Below are 19,545 nucleotides of genomic sequence, written 5' to 3'. Positions count from 1 at the left end.
TCGACGCCTTCACACCCGAAGAATGCGCCAACTACCTTAAAAACTCAGGTTATCGAAGCTAATGCCATCACGCTTTAGCAGCGTGCCTAATCGCGAGATTCCACGGTATGGGCCCCGGCTCGCGCTTCGCTTGGCCGGGACGACAATGGGGACTGTTTCTCACCCTTTGCCTCGTTCCACAGCGCGTCCATCTCTTCCAGCGTTGCGTCCTCGGGTGAGCGTCCTTTTGCCGCGAGCGCACGTTCGATATAGGCGAAGCGGCGCTCGAACTTGGCATTGGTGCCGCGCAAGGCGGCTTCCGGATCGGCGCCGACATGGCGGGCCAGGTTGACCAGCGCGAACAAGAGGTCGCCGGTTTCTTCAGCGAGTTCGTCCGCATCGCTGCCGTCCAGCGCCGCTTCGATCTCGTCAGCCTCCTCGCGGATCTTGCTGAGCACCGCGCGGGGATCGTTCCAGTCGAATCCGACGGTGGACGCTTTGCGCTGCAATTCCATCGCCCGCGTCAGCGCCGGCTGGCCCGCCTTGACGCCCGATAGCAGCGACTTGTGCGCGGTCTCTTCCGGCGGCCGCCGCGCCGCACGCTCGGCCTTTTCCTCGGCCTTGATGCGCTCCCAGGCGCTCTTGACGCCGGCGGGGGCGATATTGCCGTCCTTGTCGGCGAACACATGCGGATGACGGCGGATCATCTTTCGTGTGATCGCTTCGACCACGTCGCCGAAGGCGAAGGCGTTTTGCTCTTCCGCCATGCGGGCGTGATAGACGACCTGCAGCAGGAGATCGCCGAGTTCCTCGCGAAGGTCATCGAAATCGCCGCGTGTGATCGCGTCGGCAACCTCATAGGCCTCCTCGATGGTGTAGGGCGCGATCGTCGCAAAGTTCTGCTCGAGGTCCCACGGGCAACCGGTTACGGGCGTGCGCAGCGCCGCCATGATTTCAATGAGGCGGGAAATATCGCGGGAAGGGGTCATGGGATTTCCGTTACCGGGGAGGACGAGAGCTTTATGCCGCAAGCGGTGGGCCGATCCCAGCGGAACGAACCGAAATAGGGTAATTTCCACCGGTTGGCCTCAAGGCGGGGGAATGCTAATGGCCCGTCATGAGCGATCAATCATCGTCCGAAACCGCGCTGGTGCTGTTTTCTGGCGGGCAGGATTCCACCACCTGCCTGGCCTGGGCGTTGCAGCGCTTTGCCTGCGTCGAAATGATCGGCTTCAGCTACGGCCAGCGCCACGCCATCGAGCTTGAATGCCGTGATCGACTGCTGTCGGGCATCAAATCGCTGCGGCCGGATTGGGCGGCAAAACTCGGCGAGAGCCACACGCTGGAAATCCCGACACTGGCCGAAATTTCCGATACCGCGCTCACGCGGGATGTCGCCATTGCCATGGGCGCGGACGGCCTGCCCAACACCTTCGTGCCTGGCCGCAACCTGGTGTTTCTTACCTTCGCGGCAGCGCTGGCGTATCGACGTGGCATCCGCCACATCATCGGCGGCATGTGCGAGACCGATTATTCCGGCTATCCCGACTGCCGCGACGAGACCATCAAGGCGCTGCAGTCCGCCCTCAATCTCGGCATGGCGAAGAACTTTGAACTGCATACGCCGCTGATGTGGCTCGACAAGGCCTCGACCTGGAAGCTCGCGCATGAACTGGGCGGGGCAGGGCTGGTCGACCTGATCCGTGAACACTCCCACACCTGTTACCTTGGCGAGCGCGGCGCGCAACACGATTGGGGCTATGGCTGCGGGGAGTGTCCGGCCTGCGCATTGCGGGCCAAGGGCTGGCGGGAATATGCGGCGCTGGCCTAGCGGCCGAAATCCCCTGGCGTTAGCTCAATCGGCGCACCGTGCGGTGTGCGGTCGGCGGCATGGTCCCAAGCGTCGCGGTAGCGGTGCAGCAGATCCGACGTCGCGACACCCTTGGCGGCGACCAGCGTTTCCAGCGTGGCGAGCCAGTGCCGGTAGTAAGTCTCGCCGGTGTCGGGATCGCCTTCGGCCTGCGCGCGCTTGATCTGTGCCCCCAGCGTCTCCGCCCATTCCTTCCAGGTGAAGACACCGGCCTCGTGCAGCACCAGCGCCATGGCGAAGGCACGTGCTTCCCAGGGCTCGCGAAACACCGGCCCGTCCTCGTCGCGGGGCACGCCGGGGACGGCGACGGCCGCGCGCATCGCCTGTTGCGGCGTCAGATTCATCACACGCGCTCCAGATAGGATTCCCAGGCGTCGACGGAGACGCTGAGCGTCGGGTCGGCGTCCTTGCCCCACAATTCCGGCCCGTCGAAACGCACGGTGTAGAGCCATTGCGGGTCTTCACCCTTGCCGAGCGAGTTGGTGTCGGGGAAGACGTGACAGCCGTGATTGAGCTCGATGGTGCCGAGATGGCTGCGGACATATTGCGGCAGCCGTGTATGCGTCACCGGGTGGATGTCCTTCATCCGCACGGTCTCGCCGACTGCGAACATCGCAGGCGCCTTCGCCTCGCGTTCGGTCGGGGCGCCGCGCCGGATCGCCGGTGTGACCTCGTTTGGAGCGATCGGCGTGACGCCGGGTTTTGGCGGCGACAGCACCTTGCCGGCCTCGATCTCCTCGCGCGTCACCAGCCCGCGCTCGATCATCAGCGTTTCCAGCCCGGCCAACCAAATCTGGAAATAGCTCTTGCTGAGATAATCCTCGGGCGGTCGGTTCTCGCGCGCAAAGCGCGACATGTCGATGTTCCAGCCGCCCGGACGCGCCATTGCGACCGTCAGCGCAAAGGCGCGGCGCTCCCAGTCGTCGTGAAACACCGGCTCGTTCGGCTCGGGCACGACCGGGCCAAAGCCCTTGGCGCCGCCCATGTCGTGCGCGCCGTCCATCACGCGGTCTCGCCGGGCTGTTTCGGCAGGCCGGTGCCGATCATGCTGTCGCGGGTGACGAGTTCGGCGAGCTGCTCGGCGCTCCAGCCCTCGGTGCCCTCAGGCCGCATCGGCAGCACGAGGTAGCGGATCTCGGCCGTGGAGTCCCATACCCGGATTTTGGTGGTGTCCGGCAGCGTCACGCCGAAATCTTTCAGCACGCCGCGCGGATCGGAGACGGCGCGCGAGCGGTAGGGCGCCGATTTGTACCAGACCGGCGGCAATCCCAGCACGGGGTGCGGATAGCAGGAGCACAGCGTGCATACGACCATGTTGTGCTGCTCGGGCGTGTTCTCGACCACCACCATGTGCTCGCCCTGGCGGCCGGAATAGTCGAGTTCGGCGATCGCCGCGGTCGCGTCCTTCATCAGACGTGCGTGATAGGCCGGATCGCTCCAGGCCTTCGCGACCACGCGGATGCCGTTGCGCGGTCCGATCTTCTTCTCGTAGAGATCGATCAGGACGTCGAGGGCGGCCGGATCGACATAGCCTTTCTCGGTCAGGATCGATTCCAGCGCGCGCACGCGCAGCTCGGTCTCCGACAGCTCGGAATGGTCGTGATCGTGGGGGTGGTGATGGCCGTGGTGATCGTGATCATGGTCGCTCATGGCGTCAGGATAGGCGCAAAATCCGGGCTATGTCGAGGCGGAGACTCTGCTAGCATTTGCCGATGGGGATCAGGGCAGGGTGCACAGCAATAGCGGTCGCGGCGGCCATTTTAGCCTGGCTTCCGGCCGGCGAGGCGCGCGCGGCCAACGGCGCCTATGCGGTCGATGCCGCCGACATTTCCGAAGTCGGATCATGCAAGATCGAGAGCTGGCTGTCGGCCGCGTCCAACACGGATTTTTCGGCCGTGGCCAACCCGTCCTGCGTGGTCAACCCGTTCAAGCCGGTCGAACTCAGCATGCTCACCAACCGCGCGCGCAGCGACGGCGAGTGGAGCACCACGATCCAGCCGAAGGCCAAGATGAACATCGCGCCGACCGGCATAGGAAAGCTCGGTTTTTCCTTTTACGCCGGCGGCTCCTTCGATGCCCTGACCGGCGAGAACCTCACGGCCTTTGCAGTCGTGCCGGCGACGTTCCGGTTCAACGAAAACATGCGCCTCAATTTCAACGGTGGCTGGCTGTGGGACCGCAGCGTCGATCGCCATTATCTCGCGTATGGGATCGGGTTCGACTGGAAGTTCACGGAAACCTTGCAGTGGACCATCGAAGCCTTTGGGCAGGCGGGCCAATCGGATACGCCCAGCGTGGTCCAGCCGCGGTTTCAGACCGGCGTGCGTTACCGGCCCAACGAGATTTTCTCGGTCGACCTGATCTACGGCCGCAACATCACGGGCGAGAACGCCAACTGGATCACGCTCGGCACCACGATCCGTTTCCCTGTGCCCGGCGGCAAGCCTGAGCACCACCGCTCGGGCCATCTGTAAGCTGCTCTCAAACTCGTTGCGGCGCTTCCCAAGACGGCAGATTTCTGAGCTAAGCTTTCGGAAAATCAAAGGGCAGGAGGCCGTGCGTTGGCTGATTTTGTGAAGATCGAGAAGGGCCTGGGACCGGATGGCCGCATCGCGGTCGTGCGTTTCGACCGCGGCGACGGCATCAATGCGATGTCGCCGGAGGCGCTGCGCCAACTCACCGACGCCGCGCGCAGCTTTGAGGATGATGGCGCGACCTCGGTCGTGGTGCTGACCGGTGGCGCCAAATCGTTCAGCGCGGGTTTCGACCTGAAGGATCCGGAAGGCCGGTCCCGCACGTCCATGGATCTCGGTGCGCTGCGCCGGCACCTGAAGCTCGGACCGCGGCTGACGCGGGCCTGGCAGGACATGGAACAGATCACCATCGGCGCGATCGAAGGCTTTTGCGTCGGCGGCGGCGTGGCCCTGGCGGTCGCGCTGGATTTCCGCATCATGGCCAAAGACGCCCATATGCGCGTGCCCGAGATCGGGCTCGGCATGAACATGAGCTGGCAGAGCGTGCCGCGCATGCTGCACCTGATGGGACCGGCCCGCACCAAGCAGGCGCTGATCCTGGCCGACCAGCGCATCTCGGCGGCCGAGGCCTACGAATGGCGGCTGGTGGAGGAGGTGGCTGAACCCGGCAAGGCGCTCGACGCCGCGATGGCGCTCGCCGCCAAGGTCGCCGCCCAGCCGCCGCTGTCGGTCGCCATGACCAAGCTGACGGTCAACCGCCTGGCGCACGCGCTCGACGATCTGGCGAGCCACATGGACGTCGACCAGTTCGCGCTGGCGAGCATGACCGAGGATCACAAGGAAGGCGTCGAGGCATTCCTGCAAAGACGCAAGCCGCGATTCAAGGGCAGGTAGGATGCCGTGACGTTACCGGCAAGGCGACTTTGAAACTCTTTGGAGATAAATTTCTAATAAGATCAATGCTCTAGCCGAAGCGCATTCCAAGTCCGGTTTAAGCAAAGCCGGAATCGCGAGTATATCTCTCTGTCGAATCCGGGTTACCTTCGGAAGCGGCCGACGCCGCCTTCCGGGCTTTAAGAGCTATTCGGATTTTCGTGTGGAATCCGAGAAAGGATTCCCCGCCGCTTTGGTCGGCCGCTCCCACCGGGTCGGGGAGCCCTGGTGCTGGCTTCGATACAGAAGCAATGACGTCTGCGCGGAAGCGGCTACGTGAACGAACGGCGAAGAGACTTACCGGCTGTATCCTTCACGAGGAGGGCACGCGGGATGTTCACATTTCGAACCTCACTCACCTTCGCGGTGATGGCGTTTATCGTCGCTCTGGCCGTGCTGCTGATCGCAATTCAGATCCTGGCTCTTCGTTGGGCCACGCACGAAGCCGCGTCTGCCTATATGGATGCGACCAGCGCGAAGGCCCTCGGGCGCCTCCGGACCGAAATTACCACCATGGCGTCGTTGGTGCATGTGCTGGCGACAAGTTCCAGCGTGGCCGATTCAAATGAAAGAACCGAGACCGGTCGTGCGATCCCGCTATTCAAAGCCGCACTGCAAGAACTGCCTCAAATGGACAGTGTCTACGCAGGTTTCGAAAACGGCGCTTGGTTGCAGGTACGGCGCATTGACGATCTCAACGACGAGCAGCGCGGAAGGTTGCGTGCGACGCCTGAGGCTAACATTGCGATCAATTTGGTCCGGCCCACGCCCAGTGGCGATCTGCCGATGCGACGAATTTTCGAAGATCAGCAGGGCAACCAGGTCGGGCAGCTTGATCTGTGGAAATACGGATACGACGCGCGCAAGCGGAGCTGGTACTACGAGACGGTGAAAGCCGACCGCGCGCTGGTCTCATCGCCTTATCTTTCATTCAGCATCGGCGCACCGGTGATCACGGTTAGCGCGCCCTTGCGAGGCAGAGTGTCCGGTGTCCTTGCCGCAGATCTCAAGCTCGACAGCTTCAGCGATTTCGTCCAGTCGCAACGACCCGGAGCGCACGGCAGTGTCTTGATCTTTGACTCGACCGGCGCGCTTATAGCCCACCCCAATTTCGCACAATTCGTTGTCAATGCGATGACGCATCCATCCCAACCGCAATTGCCAAGCATCAAGGAAATCAACTCCGGGGTCGTGCAGGAAGCCTTGCGAAAGTCGGATGGTCGCGACCACTACGACGGAAGCATCCGTGACGATCACGGGCGGGACTTTCTGTTCAGGGTGACAAAATTCAATCTGGGTGAGCAGTACAACGCCAACATATTGTTGCTGGCGGCCCAGGAAGATTTTGCTCAGAATGTACGGAATCTCCAGTTCACCGGACTAGTCCTCGCAATTATCGCTAGCGCTGCTTTTATTCCGGGCATTTGGATATTTGGCGGCGGAATGTCTCGATCTTTGAGAGACATTACCCTCCAAGCAGTCAAACTCCAGACGCTGGCTGCGCCCGGTCCCTCGTCAGTCACGTCACGCATTAAGGAAATTCACGAACTCGGCAGTGCAATGGAGCTCGCGCAGCGCGCCATTTGGTCGTTCGCGCACTTTGTCCCCAAGGAGATCGTCCAGCGGATCGTTGATGATTCCATCTCAACCGAGCTCGGCGGTGTTCGAGAGGAGATTACCGTCGTTTTCACCGACGTCCGGGATTTTACGACGATCGCAGAATCCGCCGACCCTGACACTCTCATGCACCAAACGTCGCGATATTTTTCCGTGCTTACGGAGGCTTTCCTCGCCGAAGGCGGGACAGTCGACAAGTTCATTGGCGACGCAGTGATGGTGTTCTGGAACGCACCCAATCCACAGCCCGACCACGTTGAGCGGGCCTGCCGGGCGGCTCTTGCGGGCAGGGCGGCATGTGAAGAGCTCAATTCTCGGTTTGAAACCGAGGGTCTGAAGCCGTTCTTCACGCGATTTGGCATTCATGTCGGGGAGGCCGTCGTCGGCAATCTTGGGTCGACGGAGCGCATGAACTACACCGCCCTTGGCAATACGGTAAATCTGGCGGCGCGCCTCGAAGGGCTGAATAAGCAATTTGGGACCGCCATTCTTGTGAGCGAAGGCGTCTATTCGCGGGTTCAGCACTGCTTCCAGTTCAGAGCCGTCGAGTCGGTCATTGCCAAGGGCATGACGAAGGAAACCCGCATCTTCGAGTTGGTCGGGGCCGCGCCATGAAGTCAACGATGCCCGGTGTCATGCCAAGGTTGTTCGGCTTGGGGTTGATGCTCGCTGTTTCAGCGGCTCACGCACGCGAGGACACCATCAAAATCGGAATTCTCCATTCTTTGTCAGGCACGATGGCAATCAGCGAGTCGGTGCTCAAGAACACCGTTCTCATGCTGATAGCGGACCAGAACAAGAAGGGCGGTCTGCTCGGACGGAAACTTGAGCCGGTCGTTGTTGATCCCGCGTCCGATTGGAACGTGTTTGCGGAAAAAGCCAGGCAACTGCTCTCGAACGATAAGGTCGCCGTTGTATTCGGGTGCTGGACCTCCGCCTCGCGCAAGTCCGTGCTGCCGATTTTCGAGGAACTGAACGGCTTGCTCTTCTACCCGGTGCAGTACGAGGGTGAAGAAAGCTCGCGCAGCATTTTCTACACGGGGGCCGCGCCCAACCAGCAAGCAATTCCGGCCGTTCGATATCTGATCAGCAATGAGGGAGGCAAGGTTCGCAGATGGGTTTTGCTCGGTACCGACTACGTCTACCCGCGCACGATCAACCGAATCCTGAGCGCGTATCTTGCTGCAGACGGGGTGTCGCCGGATGACATCATGACGATCTATACGCCGTTCGGTCATTACGAATGGCGAGAGATCGTCGGGCGGATCAAGGCCTTCGGTTCGGAGGGAAAAAAGACCGCAGTCATATCAACCGTTAACGGAGATGCAAACACGTACCTCTACAGCGAACTGGCAGCCCAACAGGTAGACGCCAACGCAATTCCGGTGATGGCTTTCTCGTTCGGCGAGCGTGAATTGCTGGGTGTGGACATTGCCCCCGTCGGGCACCTGGCGGCCTGGAATTACTTCCAGTCGATCAAGTCAGCAGAGAACGACGCTTTCGTGAAAATGTGGGCGGACTTCAACGAGCAACGAGACATAATCACGAATGATCCGATGGAGGCCACCTTCATTGGTTTCAGGATGTGGGCGCAAGCCGTCGTTCAAGCGGGCACAACAGACATAGACGCGGTCCGGCAAGCCACGTACGGTCAGAGGATCAAGGCGCCGAGCGGCTTCGAGGTTGTGATGAACACCAATCATCATCTTTCCAAACCCGTCATGATAGGCAAGATAAATTCTTCCGGGACCTTCAATGTCATTTGGCGGTCGATCAATCCGGTCCGAGCCGATGCCTGGAGCAGGTACATCCCCGACAGCGCCAACCGTACGGCCGATTGGACCTTTCCTTGGGTCTGCGGGGGATGCATCGAGCCGACCTACAAGGAATGGTGAGGGACGTGGCGGACAGGAAACCACGCCATATGCACGTCGGCCAGCTCGCGCTGGCGAGCATGAGCGAGGACCACAAGGAAGGCGTCGAGCGTTTCTCGGCCGCCGAAAGCCACATTTCAGGGGTAGATGAGGTGGTGCGATGCGCGGGTGACCCCGCCTCACGAAAGAATCGCGGAGTCCTCAAGGACTTCGGCGATTGAAGCCAAAACCAAACCGCTATAGATCGTTGCTCCAAGGAGAAACAGAATGAAAACAGTACAAGCGATGCTGGCGGAAGCCGAAGCGGAAGTGCCCCGTATCAGTCCCGATGAGGCCAAGGGATTGCTGGGCAGGGTCGATGTGTTGTTCCTCGACGTTCGTGAGCCTGCGGAAGTGGCAACCTCGGGCAAGGTGCCTGGCGCCCTTGCCGTGCCGCGCGGTCTCGTCGAGTTCCGCGCCGATCCCGCCTCGGCGATGCATGACGCAGCCTTCGACCGCGCCAAGACGGTGATCGCGTATTGTGCCTCAGGTGGACGCTCAGCGCTCGTCGGCAAGACCCTCAAGGAAATGGGTTATTCCAACGTGCGCAATCTCGGCGGCTTCAAGGGCTGGCTGGAGGCGGGCGGCGACGTGGAGAAGGCCTGATCGGTGCCCAGGCGGCGGGCTCTCCTTCTAGAGTTCAGCGTGCGGGGGCAGGCCGCCGCATATCTGGACTCATGACGCCATGGCATCGGAAAATGCGGAGCACTTGATCGAAATCCGCGTCGACCGTCTCGCGCAGCTCTTTCATACGCTCGATCCGTTTCCGTTCCGGGAAAAGGATCTCGATCAGGATGCCGAAGAATACATCGTCAGTTGGGCGCGCGAACTGCCGGACAAGCGTCCGGTCAGGATCGCCGTCCATATCCCGGATGGCGACGCGCCGGACGCTCACTCCAGAGAGCTGAACGAGGCATTTCATCGCTATTTCAGTGGCCGCGCCGTTGCCGTCCAGCACGAACTCAACGAGCTGTTCCGGGTCGGCCGCCGTTCGCTTGCAATCGGTATCCCGATCCTCGTTGCATGCTTCATCTCGGCGCGTCTTGCCGCTGGATATTTGAGCGCGAATCCGGTCCAGAGACTGGTTGAAGAGAGTCTCCTGATCCTCGGCTGGGTCGCGAATTGGCGACCGCTGGAGATCTTCCTCTACGACTGGTGGCCGCTGGCGCGCCGGCGCGACTTGTACCGGCGTCTGGCGGCGGCTGCGGTGGAGCTCAGGCCGTATGCGGAGCAGTCTCACGGCACAGAGCGCAGCCGCAAGGGGCAGTAGGCTTGTTCAGACCACGCATAGGGATACGGGGTCAATATCCGGAATTCGCATAAGGTATATTATGGAATATTAATATCTACAATTAGATCAGATATTTAGGTGGATCTTCTGGCAAACCGAGCCAGCTGGCGGCTGTACAGGCGTTCGTTTGACCCAAGCAATCCTGATCCGCCAAAGCCTTGTGTTGCCGCCGCCTGCGGACGCTGCAATAAGCGCGCGAGTACGCTGATGACTCGCGACATCGGGTCATCGCAAGAACAACAATCCTCAAGGGAGAACCCAATGAGTTTTTCACGACGCACGCTTCTAAAGGCATCCGCTGCGTCAGCGGTTTTGGGCGGCATTGGCGCGCCGTTGGTGGCGCGGGGCCAGACCGCCGAGTTCACCTACAAATACGCCAATAATCTTCCTGACGGCCATCCCATGAACGCCCGCGCCAAGGAAATGGCGGCAGCGATCAAGGCCGAGACCAACGGCCGGTTCGACCTGCAGATTTTCCCGAACAACCAGCTTGGTTCCGATACCGACATGTTGAGCCAAATTCGTTCGGGCGGCGTCGATTTCTTCACGCTGTCGGGGTTGATTTTGGCGACGCTGGTGCCGGCGGCGTCGATCAGCGGCATCGGCTTTGCGTTCCCGGACTACGACACGGTCTGGAAGGCCATGGACGGGGGCCTGGGCGCCCATATCCGTGGCGAGATCACCAAGGCAAACCTCGTGGTCATGGACAAGATCTGGGACAACGGCTTCCGCCAGACCACGTCGTCGACCAAGCCGATCAACGGCCCGGATGACTTCAAGGGCTTCAAGATCCGCGTGCCGGTGTCGCCGCTCTGGACCTCGATGTTCAAGGCGTTCGATGCGGCGCCCGCCTCGATCAATTTCAGCGAAGTCTACTCCGCGCTGCAGACCAAGATCGTCGAGGGCCAGGAAAATCCGCTGGCGATCATCTCGACGGCGAAGCTGTATGAGGTGCAGAAGTTCTGTTCGCTGACCAACCATATGTGGGACGGCTTCTGGTTCCTGGCGAACCGCCGCGCCTGGGAAAAGCTGCCGGAGGATATCAGGACCATCGTCGCCAAGAACATCAACGCCGCGGCCGTCAAGGAGCGCGAGGACGTCGCCAAGCTGAATGCCGGGCTGCAGCAGGAACTGGCCGGCAAGGGCCTGACCTTTAACCAGCCCAACGTGGCGCCGTTCCGCGAAAAACTCCGCTCCGCCGGCTTCTACGCGGAATGGAAAGGTAAATACGGCGACCAGGCCTGGGAGTTGCTCGAAAAGTCCGTCGGCAAACTGTCGTAACGTCTCGTAACGTCTGAGGGGCCGTCGTGGCTCATGCCGAGTTGAGTGAAGCCGTTGGCGGTGAGGTGGGTCAGCCCCCTCGCCGCAGATCTCGTCTCGCGTCGGTCGAACATGCCTTGGGGATGCTGGTCGAGCTTCCGGCTGCGCTCTTGGTCGTTGCCGAAATCATCATCCTGTTTGCCGGCGTGGTGGCGCGCTATGCGTTGCACCGGCCGCTGATCTGGTCGGACGAGCTGGCGTCGATCCTGTTCCTGTGGCTAGCCATGCTGGGTGCCGCGGTCGCATTCCGCCGGGCCGAGCACATGCGGATGACGGCGGTGGTCGCCAGCGCGAAGCCAGCCATGCGCGCCTATCTCGATCTGGTAGCGACAGCCGCGGCGCTGGCGTTTCTGCTTCTTATTGCCTGGCCGGCCTACGAATACGCCTACGAGGAAAGCTACATCACCACGCCGGCGCTGCAGATCGCTAATATCTGGCGTGCCGCAGCGCTGCCGGTCGGCATCGCCCTGATGGCGCTGTTTGCTTTCCTGCGACTGGCCCGATCGGGCAATGCACGAACCATGTTGGGCGCGATCCTGTCGGTCGCACTTGTCATCGCGATTTTCTGGCTGCTCAGGGGCTCGCTAAAACCGTTCGGCAATCTCAATCTGATCATCTTCTTTGTCGGCGTTGCCGGCTTCTGCGTCTTGGCCGGCGTGCCGATCGCGTTCGGCTTCGGGCTTGCGACTTACGGCTATCTGGCGCTGACCACGGGCACGCCGCTGATGGTGCTGGTCGGCCGCATGGACGAGGGCATGAGCCACCTGATCCTGCTGTCGGTGCCGCTGTTCGTGTTCCTGGGCCTCTTGATCGAGATGACCGGCATGGCGCGCGCCATGGTGGCGTTCCTGGCGAGCCTGCTGGGCCATGTCCGCGGCGGGCTGCATTACGTGCTGGTCGGGGCAATGTATCTGGTATCGGGTATCTCAGGCTCGAAGGCCGCCGACATGGCCGCCGTGGCGCCGGTACTGTTTCCGGAAATGAAGGCACGGGGCGCCAAGCCGGGCGATCTGGTCGCCCTGCTCTCTGCGACTGGCGCGCAGACCGAGACCATCCCGCCGAGCCTCGTCCTCATCACCATCGGCTCGGTCACCGGCGTCTCGATCGCGGCGCTGTTCACCGGTGGCCTGTTGCCGGGCCTTGTCCTGGCGATCACGCTGTCGGCGCTGGTGTGGTGGCGCTATCGGAACGAGGATCTGCGGCACGTGACGCGGGCGAGCGGCGGCGAGATCGTTCGTTCGTTTGCCATCGCCCTGCCCGCCATCGCGCTGCCGTTCGTGATCCGCTACGCCGTGGTCGAGGGCATCGCGACCGCAACCGAAGTCTCCACCATCGGAATCGTTTATGCTTTCATCGTCGGCTACCTGATTTACGGGCTGTTGATCTACCGCAATTTCGACTGGCGGCGGATCGTGCCAATGTTGGTCGAGACCGCGTGCCTGTCGGGCGCGATCTTGCTGATTATCGGCTGCGCCACCGGCATGGCCTGGGGCCTCACGCAGTCCGGCTTTTCGCGGACTCTGGCGGCCGCCATGACCGGCCTGCCGGGTGGCTCGGCCACGTTCATCGCGGTATCGATCGTGGCCTTCACAATCCTGGGCAGCGTGCTCGAGGGCATTCCGGCGATCGTGTTGTTCGGCCCCCTATTGTTTCCGATCGCCCGTGCCGTGGGCGTGCACGAGGTCCACTATGCGATGATCGTTATTCTCGCGATGGGTATCGGGCTATTCGCACCTCCCTTCGGAGTGGGCTATTATGCGGCTTGCGCCATTGGACGCGTCGATCCGGCCGAGGGTATCCGGCCGATCTGGGGTTACCTGTTGGCGTTGATGGTCGGCCTGATTATCGTGGCGATCTTCCCGTGGATTTCCATCGGGTTCTTGTAAGTCTAACTTTTCAGATGGGACACAGCCGATGAGCGCAGCCCAGAATCAGTATTCAATCGGATTGGACAAGACGTCGGCGAACTATGTGCCGCTGACGCCGCTGAGCTTCCTCGCGCGCAGCGCCGCCGTTTATCCCGATCACGTCAGCACGGTCTATGAAGGCCGCAGCTTTACCTGGGCGCAGACCTACGAGCGCTGCCGGCGGTTCGCATCCTGGCTCGCCGGCCGCGGTATTGGCCACGGCGATACGGTCGCGGCGATGCTGCCGAATATTCCGGCCATGAACGAGGTGCATTTTGCGGTTCCGATGGCGGGCGCCGTCTTGAATGCGCTGAACATCCGGCTCGACGCGCCCTCGATTGCCTTCCAGCTCGACCATGGCGGCGCCAAAATCATTCTGGTCGATCCTGAATTCGCGAGCGTGATCGCGGAAGCGCTGACGCTGATGAAGGGGCCCAGACCGTTCGTCATCGATGTCGACGATGCCGCCTTTGCGGGCGGCAAGCGCATCGGCGAACTTGAGTATGAGGCGGCGGTCGCTGCGGGCGATCCCGGTTTCGCGGCAAGGCTGCCCACCGACGAATGGGACGCGATTGCGCTGAGCTATACTTCGGGCACCACGGGCAATCCCAAGGGCGTCGTAACCCATCACCGCGGCGCATATCTCAACGCCGTCAGCAATATTCTGGCGGGCAATCTCGGCCAGCATCCCGTGTATCTCTGGACGCTGCCGATGTTCCACTGCAACGGCTGGTGCTTCCCGTGGACGGTCGCGGCTGCCGCCGGCATTAATGTCTGCCTGCGCAAGGTCGATCCGGCAAAGATATTCGAACTAATCCCGAAGCACGGCGTCACCCACATGTGCGGCGCGCCGATCGTCTACAACACGCTGATCAACGCGCCCGGTGCGCCGAAGGGAAAAGCCGCGCGCCCCGTGGTCGGATTGATCGCGGGCGCTGCGCCGCCGGTTGCCGTGCTCGAAGGCGCCGAAAGCATCGGCATCAAGCTGACGCATGTCTACGGTCTGACTGAGGTCTATGGCCCCGCCTCCGTCTGCGCCGAGCAGCCGGGCTGGGACGAACTGCCCGCCGACCAACGCGCCCAGATGAAGCGGCGGCAGGGCGTGCCCTACCCGCTGGAGGAAGCCGTCACCGTGCTCGATCCTGTAACCATGCAGGAAGTGCCGCGCGACGGCGAGACCATCGGCGAGGTGATGTTCCGCGGCAATATCGTGATGAAGGGCTATCTGAAGAACGAGAAGGCAACGCAGGAAGCCTTCGCCGGCGGCTGGTTTCACACCGGCGATCTCGGTGTGCTCGACGAGCACGGCTACGTCATCATCAAGGACCGTTCCAAGGACATCATCATATCCGGCGGCGAGAACATCTCCTCCGTCGAAGTCGAGGACATCCTCTACAAGCACCCGGCCGTGCTGTTCGCCGCCGTGGTTGCAAAGCCCGATTCCAAATGGGGCGAAGTGCCCTGCGCCTTCGTCGAGCTGAAGGAAGGCGCCAAGGCGACGGAAGCCGACATCATCGCCTTCTGCCGCAGCCACATGTCCGGCTTCAAGACGCCGAAGGCGGTGGTGTTCGGCCCCATTCCGAAGACCTCCACCGGCAAGATCCAGAAATTCATGCTGCGCAACCAGGTGGATTCGGCGAAGGCGATTTCGGCCTGACCGTCATTGCGAGCGAAGCGAAGCAATCCATCGCGCCACGGGCGCAAGAGGAAGAATGGATTGCTTCGTCGCTGCGCTCCCTCGCGCAAACGCTTCGCGTTTGTCGGGGGCAATGACGACCTGGAAAGAACTTGCCCGCACACCTGCTACGCCTGCTCTCTCCTAACCGGCGGGTAATACTGCGGCGCCTCGGTCCGCTCATACATCCCGTAGTCGCGCATGACCTCGAAGATGCGAAAGTACTGGGTTGTCGGATCGGCAAACAGGCACGGGCCGAATTCGATGCCGGCGCGATCGTCCGGCAAATCGACCAGGTGGGCGAAGTGCGCGTCGCGATAGACGCTCTCGAAAGCGTCGCGGCGCCATTCGGTCTCTGCCGCCAGCGTGGCACTCTTCGATTCCGAGGCGAGGACATAGGTCGGCTTGCGCCTTGCGGGGTCATTGTAGGGCGAGCGCCGCTCGGGCCGCCAGACCGGCTGGCCGGGCCTTTCTTCGTGAATGACCTGGGCGACGCGGATGCGATAATCCGAAAAAACCCTCGCGCGGCCGATGGTCTGGACATCATGATGGTGGGCATGGGCCCGCCACGCCGTCAGAGCCCCCTCGTCCTGCCAGATCTGGTAGGACAGCAGCAGGTTCTCTCGCGTCAAACTCTTGAAGCGATCGATGAAGAGGCAGCCGCCCATGGCCTCAAGATCGGGCTTCAGCGCGGCCGCGAGATCGAGATATTGATTGCGGTGCCCGGGCTTTGTCTGAACTTCAAAGAACAGGCCAATCATCGAATTTCCTCCGCGGCCTGCGATTGGGTTGCGGCGCGCCGACGTGTCTGGGGTCTCCAGCACCAGCCTAGTTCCGTCATAGGCCAGCATGATGTCCGGCGGAAGGCCCTGCCGTGTCACCTCTTAGTCGAGGGTCATCAGCCGCGTGCGCAACGAGCAGGCGTGATGCCCGCGGCATCATCGCGATATTCCAGGATGTCGCCGGGCTGGCAGTCCAGCGCTAACCGAGCTCCAGCCGCATCCCGTCATAGGCCGGGATCACGCCGGCCGGCAGACTCTGGCGCAGCACCTCGTAATCGAGATCGGAATGCATGTTGGTGATGACGGCGCGCTTCGGCTTGAAGCGCTCGATCCATGACAGCGCGTCGCTGACGCTGAAATGGCTGGGATGGCCGGCATAGCGCAGCCCGTCAACGATCCAGAGGTCGAGGTTTTCCAGTGCCGGCCAGCTCTCCTCGGGAATGTCGTGGAGGTCGGGCGTGTAGGCGGCGGCGCCAATCCGGAAGCCTAGCGCCGGTATCCTGCCGTGGTGAACCAGGAAGGCGGAAAGTTTTACCGGGCCGCCCTTCCCTTCGGTGGTGTGGCTCTCGCCCGCTTCGATCGAATGGCGTGTCAGGATCGGCGGATAGTCGCTGCCCTCGGGCGCGATGAAGCAATAGGAGAACCGCGCCATCATGTCTTTCGCGGTCGACTGGTTGAAATAGACAGGAATGCGCCGGCGCTGGTGCAGCACGACCGAACGCAGATCGTCGATGCCGTGGGTCTGGTCGGCATGCTCATGGGTCAGGTACACCGCGTCGATGTGATCGACCTCGGCGTCGATCAACTGCTCGCGCAGATCGGGCGAGGTATCGATCACGATCCGCGTGGTGCCGTGCGCGCCCGTGCGCTCGACCAGCAGCGAGCAGCGGCGGCGGCGGTTTTTTGGATTGTTGGGATCGCAGGCGCCCCAGCCGAGCGCCGGGCGCGGCACGCCGGCGGATGAACCGCAGCCGAGGATCGTCAGCGTCACCGTCATGCCGCGGCCTTCGGTGCCGGCACTTTTGAAAATAGCCGGAAAAAGTTTTCCGTCGTCTGCCGTGAGATTTCTTCCAGCGAGACGCCGCGCGTTTCCGCCAGAACTTTTGCGACTTCCACTACGTAGGACGGCTCGTTGCGCTTGCCGCGAAACTTGCCGGGCGCCAGATAGGGCGAGTCGGTTTCGACCATGATGCGGTCGGCCGGGAGCTCGGCGGCGAGTTCGCGCAAGGCTTCTGACTTCTTGAAGGTCAGGATACCCGTGAACGAGATCGACAGGCCGAGACCAATCGCCTTCATCGCCAGTTCGCGCCCGCCGGTGTAGCAATGCAACACCGCTCGGAACGGTCCCTTGGCGATCTCGTCTTCGAGAATGCGGCCGCAGGCTTCATCGGCTTCGCGGGTATGGATCACCAGCGGCAATCCTGTCGCCCGCGCGGCCGCGATATGCGCGCGAAAGCCGCGCTCCTGCGCCTCGCGCGAGCCGTGCTGGTAGAAATAATCCAGCCCCGCCTCACCCAGCGCCACGACCTTCGGATGCTTCGTCAGTTCGATCAGTTCGCTGGCGGGAATGTCGTCTTCTTCATCTGCGTGATGTGGGTGGGTGCCGACCGAGCAATAAACGTTCGGAAATCGCTCGGCGATGGCGAGCAGCCCGCCGAGCCGCTTCACCCGGGTCGAGATGGTGACGATGCGACCAATCCCGGCCGCCTCGGCCCGCGTGACAATGGCGTCGAGATCCTCGGCAAAATCCGGAAAGTCGAGGTGGCAGTGGCTGTCGACGAGCATGGCTTGCAAACGGTTCAATCCGCCTTTGGTTCGACGTAGCGCGGAAACACGCCGACCGGCGGCGGCAGGGTTGCGCCGGCCTTGATCCGCGTGCTGAGCGCTGCGAAGTCCCGTGCGTCCGGAGCAACGCCGAGACTGTCGAGCAGCTTGCTCGAGGCATCCGGCATTACCGGCTGGGTCAGGATGGCGACCTGCCGCACGACTTCAGCCGTCACGTACAATACGGTTTTCTGCCGTGCCGGATCAGTCTTGGCCAGCGCCCACGGCGCCTCGCCCGCGAAATAGCGGTTGGCTTCCGCGACCACAGACCACACCACGTTCAGCCATTGATGGATCTGCTGGGTGGCCATCGCGGTCCGCGACGCCCCCAGCATGGCATCTGCCTCCGCCAGGATCTCCTTGTCATTGTCGGTGAACTCGCCGGTCTCGGGCAGCACGCCGCCAAGCTGCTTGGCGATCATCGACAGCGAGCGCTGCGCCAGATTGCCGAGATCGTTGGCGAGGTCAGCATTGATGCGCGCGACGATGGCCTCGTGGTTGTAGTTGCCATCCTGCCCGAACGGCACCTCGCGCAGGAAGAAATAGCGCATCTGGTCGACGCCGTATTGATCGGCGAGATTGAAGGGGTCGACGACGTTGCCGACCGACTTCGACATCTTCTCGCCCCTGTTGAACAGGAAGCCGTGCGCATAGACCCGCTTCTGCACGGGAATGCCGGCCGACATCAGGAACGCCGGCCAGTACACCGCGTGGAAGCGGATGATGTCCTTGCCGATGATGTGTACGTCCGCCGGCCAGTAGCGCCAGTTCGCAGCGCTCTCGTCGGGGAAGCCGACGCCAGTAATGTAGTTGGTCAGCGCATCGACCCAGACATACATCACGTGCTCGGGATCATTAGGCACCTTGACGCCCCAGTCGAATGTCGTGCGCGAGATCGACAGGTCCTTCAGGCCACCTTTGACAAAGCTGATGACCTCGTTGCGGCGTGAATCCGGTCCGATGAAGTCCGGCTGGCTCTCGTACAGCGCCAGCAGGCGGTCCTGATAGGCGGACAGCTTGAAGAAGTAGCTCTTCTCCTCGACCCACTCGACCGGCGAGCCCTGCGGGCCGCGGCGCACATTGTCCTCGCCGAGGACGGTTTCTTCCTCGGCGTAATAGGCTTCGTCGCGCACCGAATACCAGCCCGAATAGGCATCGATATAGATGTCGCCATTCTGTTGCATCCGATTCCAGACCACCTGGACCGAGCGATGATGGTCAGGCTCCGTGGTGCGGATGAAGCGGTCGAACGACACGTTCAGCCGCTCGTCCATGTCCTTGAACCGGAGGGCATTGCGTGCAGCAAGTTCGGCAACCCCCATTCCCTCGCTCTCGGCGGTTTGCACCATCTTCAGGCCGTGCTCGTCGGTGCCGGTGAGGAAGAACACATCCTTGCCGTTGAGCCGCTGAAACCGCGCCAGCGCATCGGTCGCGATTGCCTCGTAGGCGTGGCCGATATGCGGAATGCCGTTGGGATAGGCGATCGCGGTGGTGATGAAGTAGGTGTTGCGCTCGGCAGTCGCCGCCGGCTGGACCGCGGCAGCCGGCTTCGCGCGCGGCGTGGTTGGCCTTGCGCGTTTAGCTACCGGGGCTGCCTGTACGGCGGGGGTTGTCTCCTGCGGCGTTACCGCGCGCGTCTTCGTCGTCTTGTTCGCGGATTTCTTTGGCGATTTCTTGGTGGTGGGCTTCCCGGCTGCTTTCTTCGCAGCCTTTTTAGGGGACTTTTTCGCGACTTTGCTGGCAGTGTTCTTCGACGCCTTGCCGGCCTTCTTCACGACGCGCGTGCGCTTGGCCGCACCCTTCTTGGCGGCGCGCTTCTTCGCGGCCTTCTTGCCGGTGCGGGCGGACGGCGATTTGCGGACCTTCTTCGCCTTGCGCTTTTTCGAAGCTTTCTTTCCAGCCTTCGCCACCACGAATTCCTTTTCAACTCAACGATTGTCGGGATTGTTGTCGGACGGAG

The 19,545-nt window shown here is 62.1% G+C and carries 19 protein-coding genes; 11 read left to right on the top strand and 8 right to left on the bottom strand.

Going from position 1 to position 19,545, the window contains the following annotated elements:
• Positions 1–86: 86 nt before the first annotated feature.
• A complete protein-coding gene (gene mazG, locus JQ624_RS24680; RefSeq protein ID WP_212421511.1) occupies positions 87–968 on the bottom strand; it encodes a nucleoside triphosphate pyrophosphohydrolase in 882 nt (293 codons plus the stop codon).
• A gap of 128 nt (positions 969–1,096) precedes the next feature.
• Between mazG and queC the strand changes: the two genes are divergently transcribed.
• Positions 1,097–1,810 (top strand): 7-cyano-7-deazaguanine synthase QueC, encoded by a 714-nt coding sequence (gene queC, locus JQ624_RS24675; protein WP_212421510.1) that lies wholly within the window; start codon positions 1,097–1,099, stop codon positions 1,808–1,810.
• On the opposite strand, the gene JQ624_RS24670 is transcribed toward queC, so the two are convergent.
• The 3 genes from JQ624_RS24670 to nthA are packed head-to-tail and all read right to left on the bottom strand — an operon-like array spanning position 1,807 to position 3,499.
• On the bottom strand, positions 1,807–2,193 hold the full coding sequence (locus JQ624_RS24670; RefSeq protein WP_212421516.1) for a nitrile hydratase accessory protein: 387 nt from the start codon (positions 2,191–2,193) through the stop codon (positions 1,807–1,809). The two genes, queC and JQ624_RS24670, sit on opposite strands and share 4 nt — an antisense overlap.
• The gene (nthB, locus tag JQ624_RS24665; RefSeq protein ID WP_212421509.1) at positions 2,193–2,852 is read right to left on the bottom strand and encodes a nitrile hydratase subunit beta; all 660 of its coding nucleotides are present in this window, start codon (positions 2,850–2,852) and stop codon (positions 2,193–2,195) included. Before nthB ends, JQ624_RS24670 begins: the two co-directional genes overlap by 1 nt.
• Positions 2,852–3,499, bottom strand: coding sequence for a nitrile hydratase subunit alpha (gene nthA, locus JQ624_RS24660; protein ID WP_212421508.1), 648 nt, complete (start codon positions 3,497–3,499; stop codon positions 2,852–2,854). The genes nthB and nthA overlap by 1 nt, the downstream gene beginning before the upstream one ends.
• A 62-nt stretch (positions 3,500–3,561) precedes the next feature.
• Here nthA and JQ624_RS24655 point away from each other — a divergent pair, with 62 nt between their 5' ends.
• The 10 genes from JQ624_RS24655 (at position 3,562) to JQ624_RS24610 (ending at position 14,961) form a co-directional block, all read left to right on the top strand.
• Entirely contained in the window at positions 3,562–4,323 is a 762-nt protein-coding gene (locus JQ624_RS24655) for a hypothetical protein (RefSeq protein ID WP_212421507.1), read from the top strand.
• Positions 4,324–4,410: 87 nt separating this feature from the next.
• On the top strand, positions 4,411–5,217 hold the full coding sequence (locus JQ624_RS24650) for an enoyl-CoA hydratase/isomerase family protein (RefSeq protein ID WP_212421506.1): 807 nt from the start codon (positions 4,411–4,413) through the stop codon (positions 5,215–5,217).
• 372 nt (positions 5,218–5,589) lie between these two features.
• Positions 5,590–7,488: an adenylate/guanylate cyclase domain-containing protein gene (locus tag JQ624_RS24645; RefSeq protein WP_212421505.1), complete on the top strand. Its 1,899-nt coding sequence runs from the start codon at positions 5,590–5,592 to the stop codon at positions 7,486–7,488.
• Complete coding sequence (urtA, locus tag JQ624_RS24640; protein WP_409334368.1) at positions 7,485–8,768, top strand: urea ABC transporter substrate-binding protein; 1,284 nt, start codon at positions 7,485–7,487, stop codon at positions 8,766–8,768. Before JQ624_RS24645 ends, urtA begins: the two co-directional genes overlap by 4 nt.
• Before the next feature lie 29 nt (positions 8,769–8,797).
• Positions 8,798–8,968 carry a hypothetical protein gene (locus JQ624_RS24635; protein WP_212421504.1) on the top strand — a complete coding sequence of 57 codons (171 nt, stop codon included), beginning with the start codon at positions 8,798–8,800 and terminating at the stop codon, positions 8,966–8,968.
• Between the two features lie 46 nt (positions 8,969–9,014).
• A complete protein-coding gene (locus JQ624_RS24630; RefSeq protein ID WP_212421503.1) occupies positions 9,015–9,392 on the top strand; it encodes a rhodanese-like domain-containing protein in 378 nt (125 codons plus the stop codon).
• 79 nt (positions 9,393–9,471) lie between these two features.
• Complete coding sequence (locus JQ624_RS24625; RefSeq protein ID WP_212421502.1) at positions 9,472–10,056, top strand: hypothetical protein; 585 nt, start codon at positions 9,472–9,474, stop codon at positions 10,054–10,056.
• 282 nt (positions 10,057–10,338) lie between these two features.
• Positions 10,339–11,358, top strand: coding sequence for a TRAP transporter substrate-binding protein (locus JQ624_RS24620; RefSeq protein WP_212421501.1), 1,020 nt, complete (start codon positions 10,339–10,341; stop codon positions 11,356–11,358).
• A 26-nt stretch (positions 11,359–11,384) separates the two neighbouring features.
• Positions 11,385–13,283, top strand: coding sequence for a TRAP transporter large permease subunit (locus JQ624_RS24615; protein WP_212421500.1), 1,899 nt, complete (start codon positions 11,385–11,387; stop codon positions 13,281–13,283).
• A 28-nt stretch (positions 13,284–13,311) separates the two neighbouring features.
• Positions 13,312–14,961, top strand: a complete 1,650-nt coding sequence (locus JQ624_RS24610; RefSeq protein ID WP_212421499.1) for an acyl-CoA synthetase — start codon at positions 13,312–13,314, stop codon at positions 14,959–14,961.
• Between the two features lie 146 nt (positions 14,962–15,107).
• Here JQ624_RS24610 and JQ624_RS24605 read toward each other — a convergent pair whose 3' ends face one another.
• From JQ624_RS24605 to metG, 4 genes are all read right to left on the bottom strand, one after another.
• Entirely contained in the window at positions 15,108–15,860 is a 753-nt protein-coding gene (locus JQ624_RS24605; protein WP_312014486.1) for an antibiotic biosynthesis monooxygenase family protein, read from the bottom strand.
• Positions 15,861–15,960: 100 nt separating this feature from the next.
• Entirely contained in the window at positions 15,961–16,758 is a 798-nt protein-coding gene (locus JQ624_RS24600; protein ID WP_212421498.1) for an MBL fold metallo-hydrolase, read from the bottom strand.
• The gene (locus JQ624_RS24595) at positions 16,755–17,546 is read right to left on the bottom strand and encodes a TatD family hydrolase (protein ID WP_212421513.1); all 792 of its coding nucleotides are present in this window, start codon (positions 17,544–17,546) and stop codon (positions 16,755–16,757) included. The genes JQ624_RS24600 and JQ624_RS24595 overlap by 4 nt, the downstream gene beginning before the upstream one ends.
• A 14-nt stretch (positions 17,547–17,560) precedes the next feature.
• The gene (gene metG / locus JQ624_RS24590) at positions 17,561–19,495 is read right to left on the bottom strand and encodes a methionine--tRNA ligase (protein ID WP_212421497.1); all 1,935 of its coding nucleotides are present in this window, start codon (positions 19,493–19,495) and stop codon (positions 17,561–17,563) included.
• Between the last annotated feature and the right edge of the window lie 50 nt (positions 19,496–19,545).

Source organism: Bradyrhizobium sp. AUGA SZCCT0283, from assembly GCF_018130385.1.
Lineage (GTDB): Bacteria > Pseudomonadota > Alphaproteobacteria > Rhizobiales > Xanthobacteraceae > Bradyrhizobium.
The sequence above is the reverse complement of the archived record's forward strand: the minus strand, read 5'-3'. Positions and strand labels throughout refer to the sequence as shown.

Bases quoted from the DNA above. Each gene is read 5' to 3' on its own strand.
- JQ624_RS24635 (WP_212421504.1), top strand. From the start codon at position 8,798: ATGCACGTCGGCCAGCTCGCGCTGGCGAGCATGAGCGAGGACCACAAG.
- JQ624_RS24630 (WP_212421503.1), top strand. From the start codon at position 9,015: ATGAAAACAGTACAAGCGATGCTGGCGGAAGCCGAAGCGGAAGTGCCC.
- JQ624_RS24625 (WP_212421502.1), top strand. From the start codon at position 9,472: ATGGCATCGGAAAATGCGGAGCACTTGATCGAAATCCGCGTCGACCGT.
- JQ624_RS24670 (WP_212421516.1), bottom strand. From the start codon at position 2,193: ATGAATCTGACGCCGCAACAGGCGATGCGCGCGGCCGTCGCCGTCCCC.
- urtA (WP_409334368.1), top strand. From the start codon at position 7,485: ATGAAGTCAACGATGCCCGGTGTCATGCCAAGGTTGTTCGGCTTGGGG.
- nthB (WP_212421509.1), bottom strand. From the start codon at position 2,852: ATGGACGGCGCGCACGACATGGGCGGCGCCAAGGGCTTTGGCCCGGTC.
- JQ624_RS24620 (WP_212421501.1), top strand. From the start codon at position 10,339: ATGAGTTTTTCACGACGCACGCTTCTAAAGGCATCCGCTGCGTCAGCG.
- JQ624_RS24600 (WP_212421498.1), bottom strand. From the start codon at position 16,758: ATGACGGTGACGCTGACGATCCTCGGCTGCGGTTCATCCGCCGGCGTG.
- queC (WP_212421510.1), top strand. From the start codon at position 1,097: ATGAGCGATCAATCATCGTCCGAAACCGCGCTGGTGCTGTTTTCTGGC.
- JQ624_RS24595 (WP_212421513.1), bottom strand. From the start codon at position 17,546: ATGCTCGTCGACAGCCACTGCCACCTCGACTTTCCGGATTTTGCCGAG.
- nthA (WP_212421508.1), bottom strand. From the start codon at position 3,499: ATGAGCGACCATGATCACGATCACCACGGCCATCACCACCCCCACGAT.
- JQ624_RS24645 (WP_212421505.1), top strand. From the start codon at position 5,590: ATGTTCACATTTCGAACCTCACTCACCTTCGCGGTGATGGCGTTTATC.
- JQ624_RS24610 (WP_212421499.1), top strand. From the start codon at position 13,312: ATGAGCGCAGCCCAGAATCAGTATTCAATCGGATTGGACAAGACGTCG.
- JQ624_RS24655 (WP_212421507.1), top strand. From the start codon at position 3,562: ATGGGGATCAGGGCAGGGTGCACAGCAATAGCGGTCGCGGCGGCCATT.
- mazG (WP_212421511.1), bottom strand. From the start codon at position 968: ATGACCCCTTCCCGCGATATTTCCCGCCTCATTGAAATCATGGCGGCG.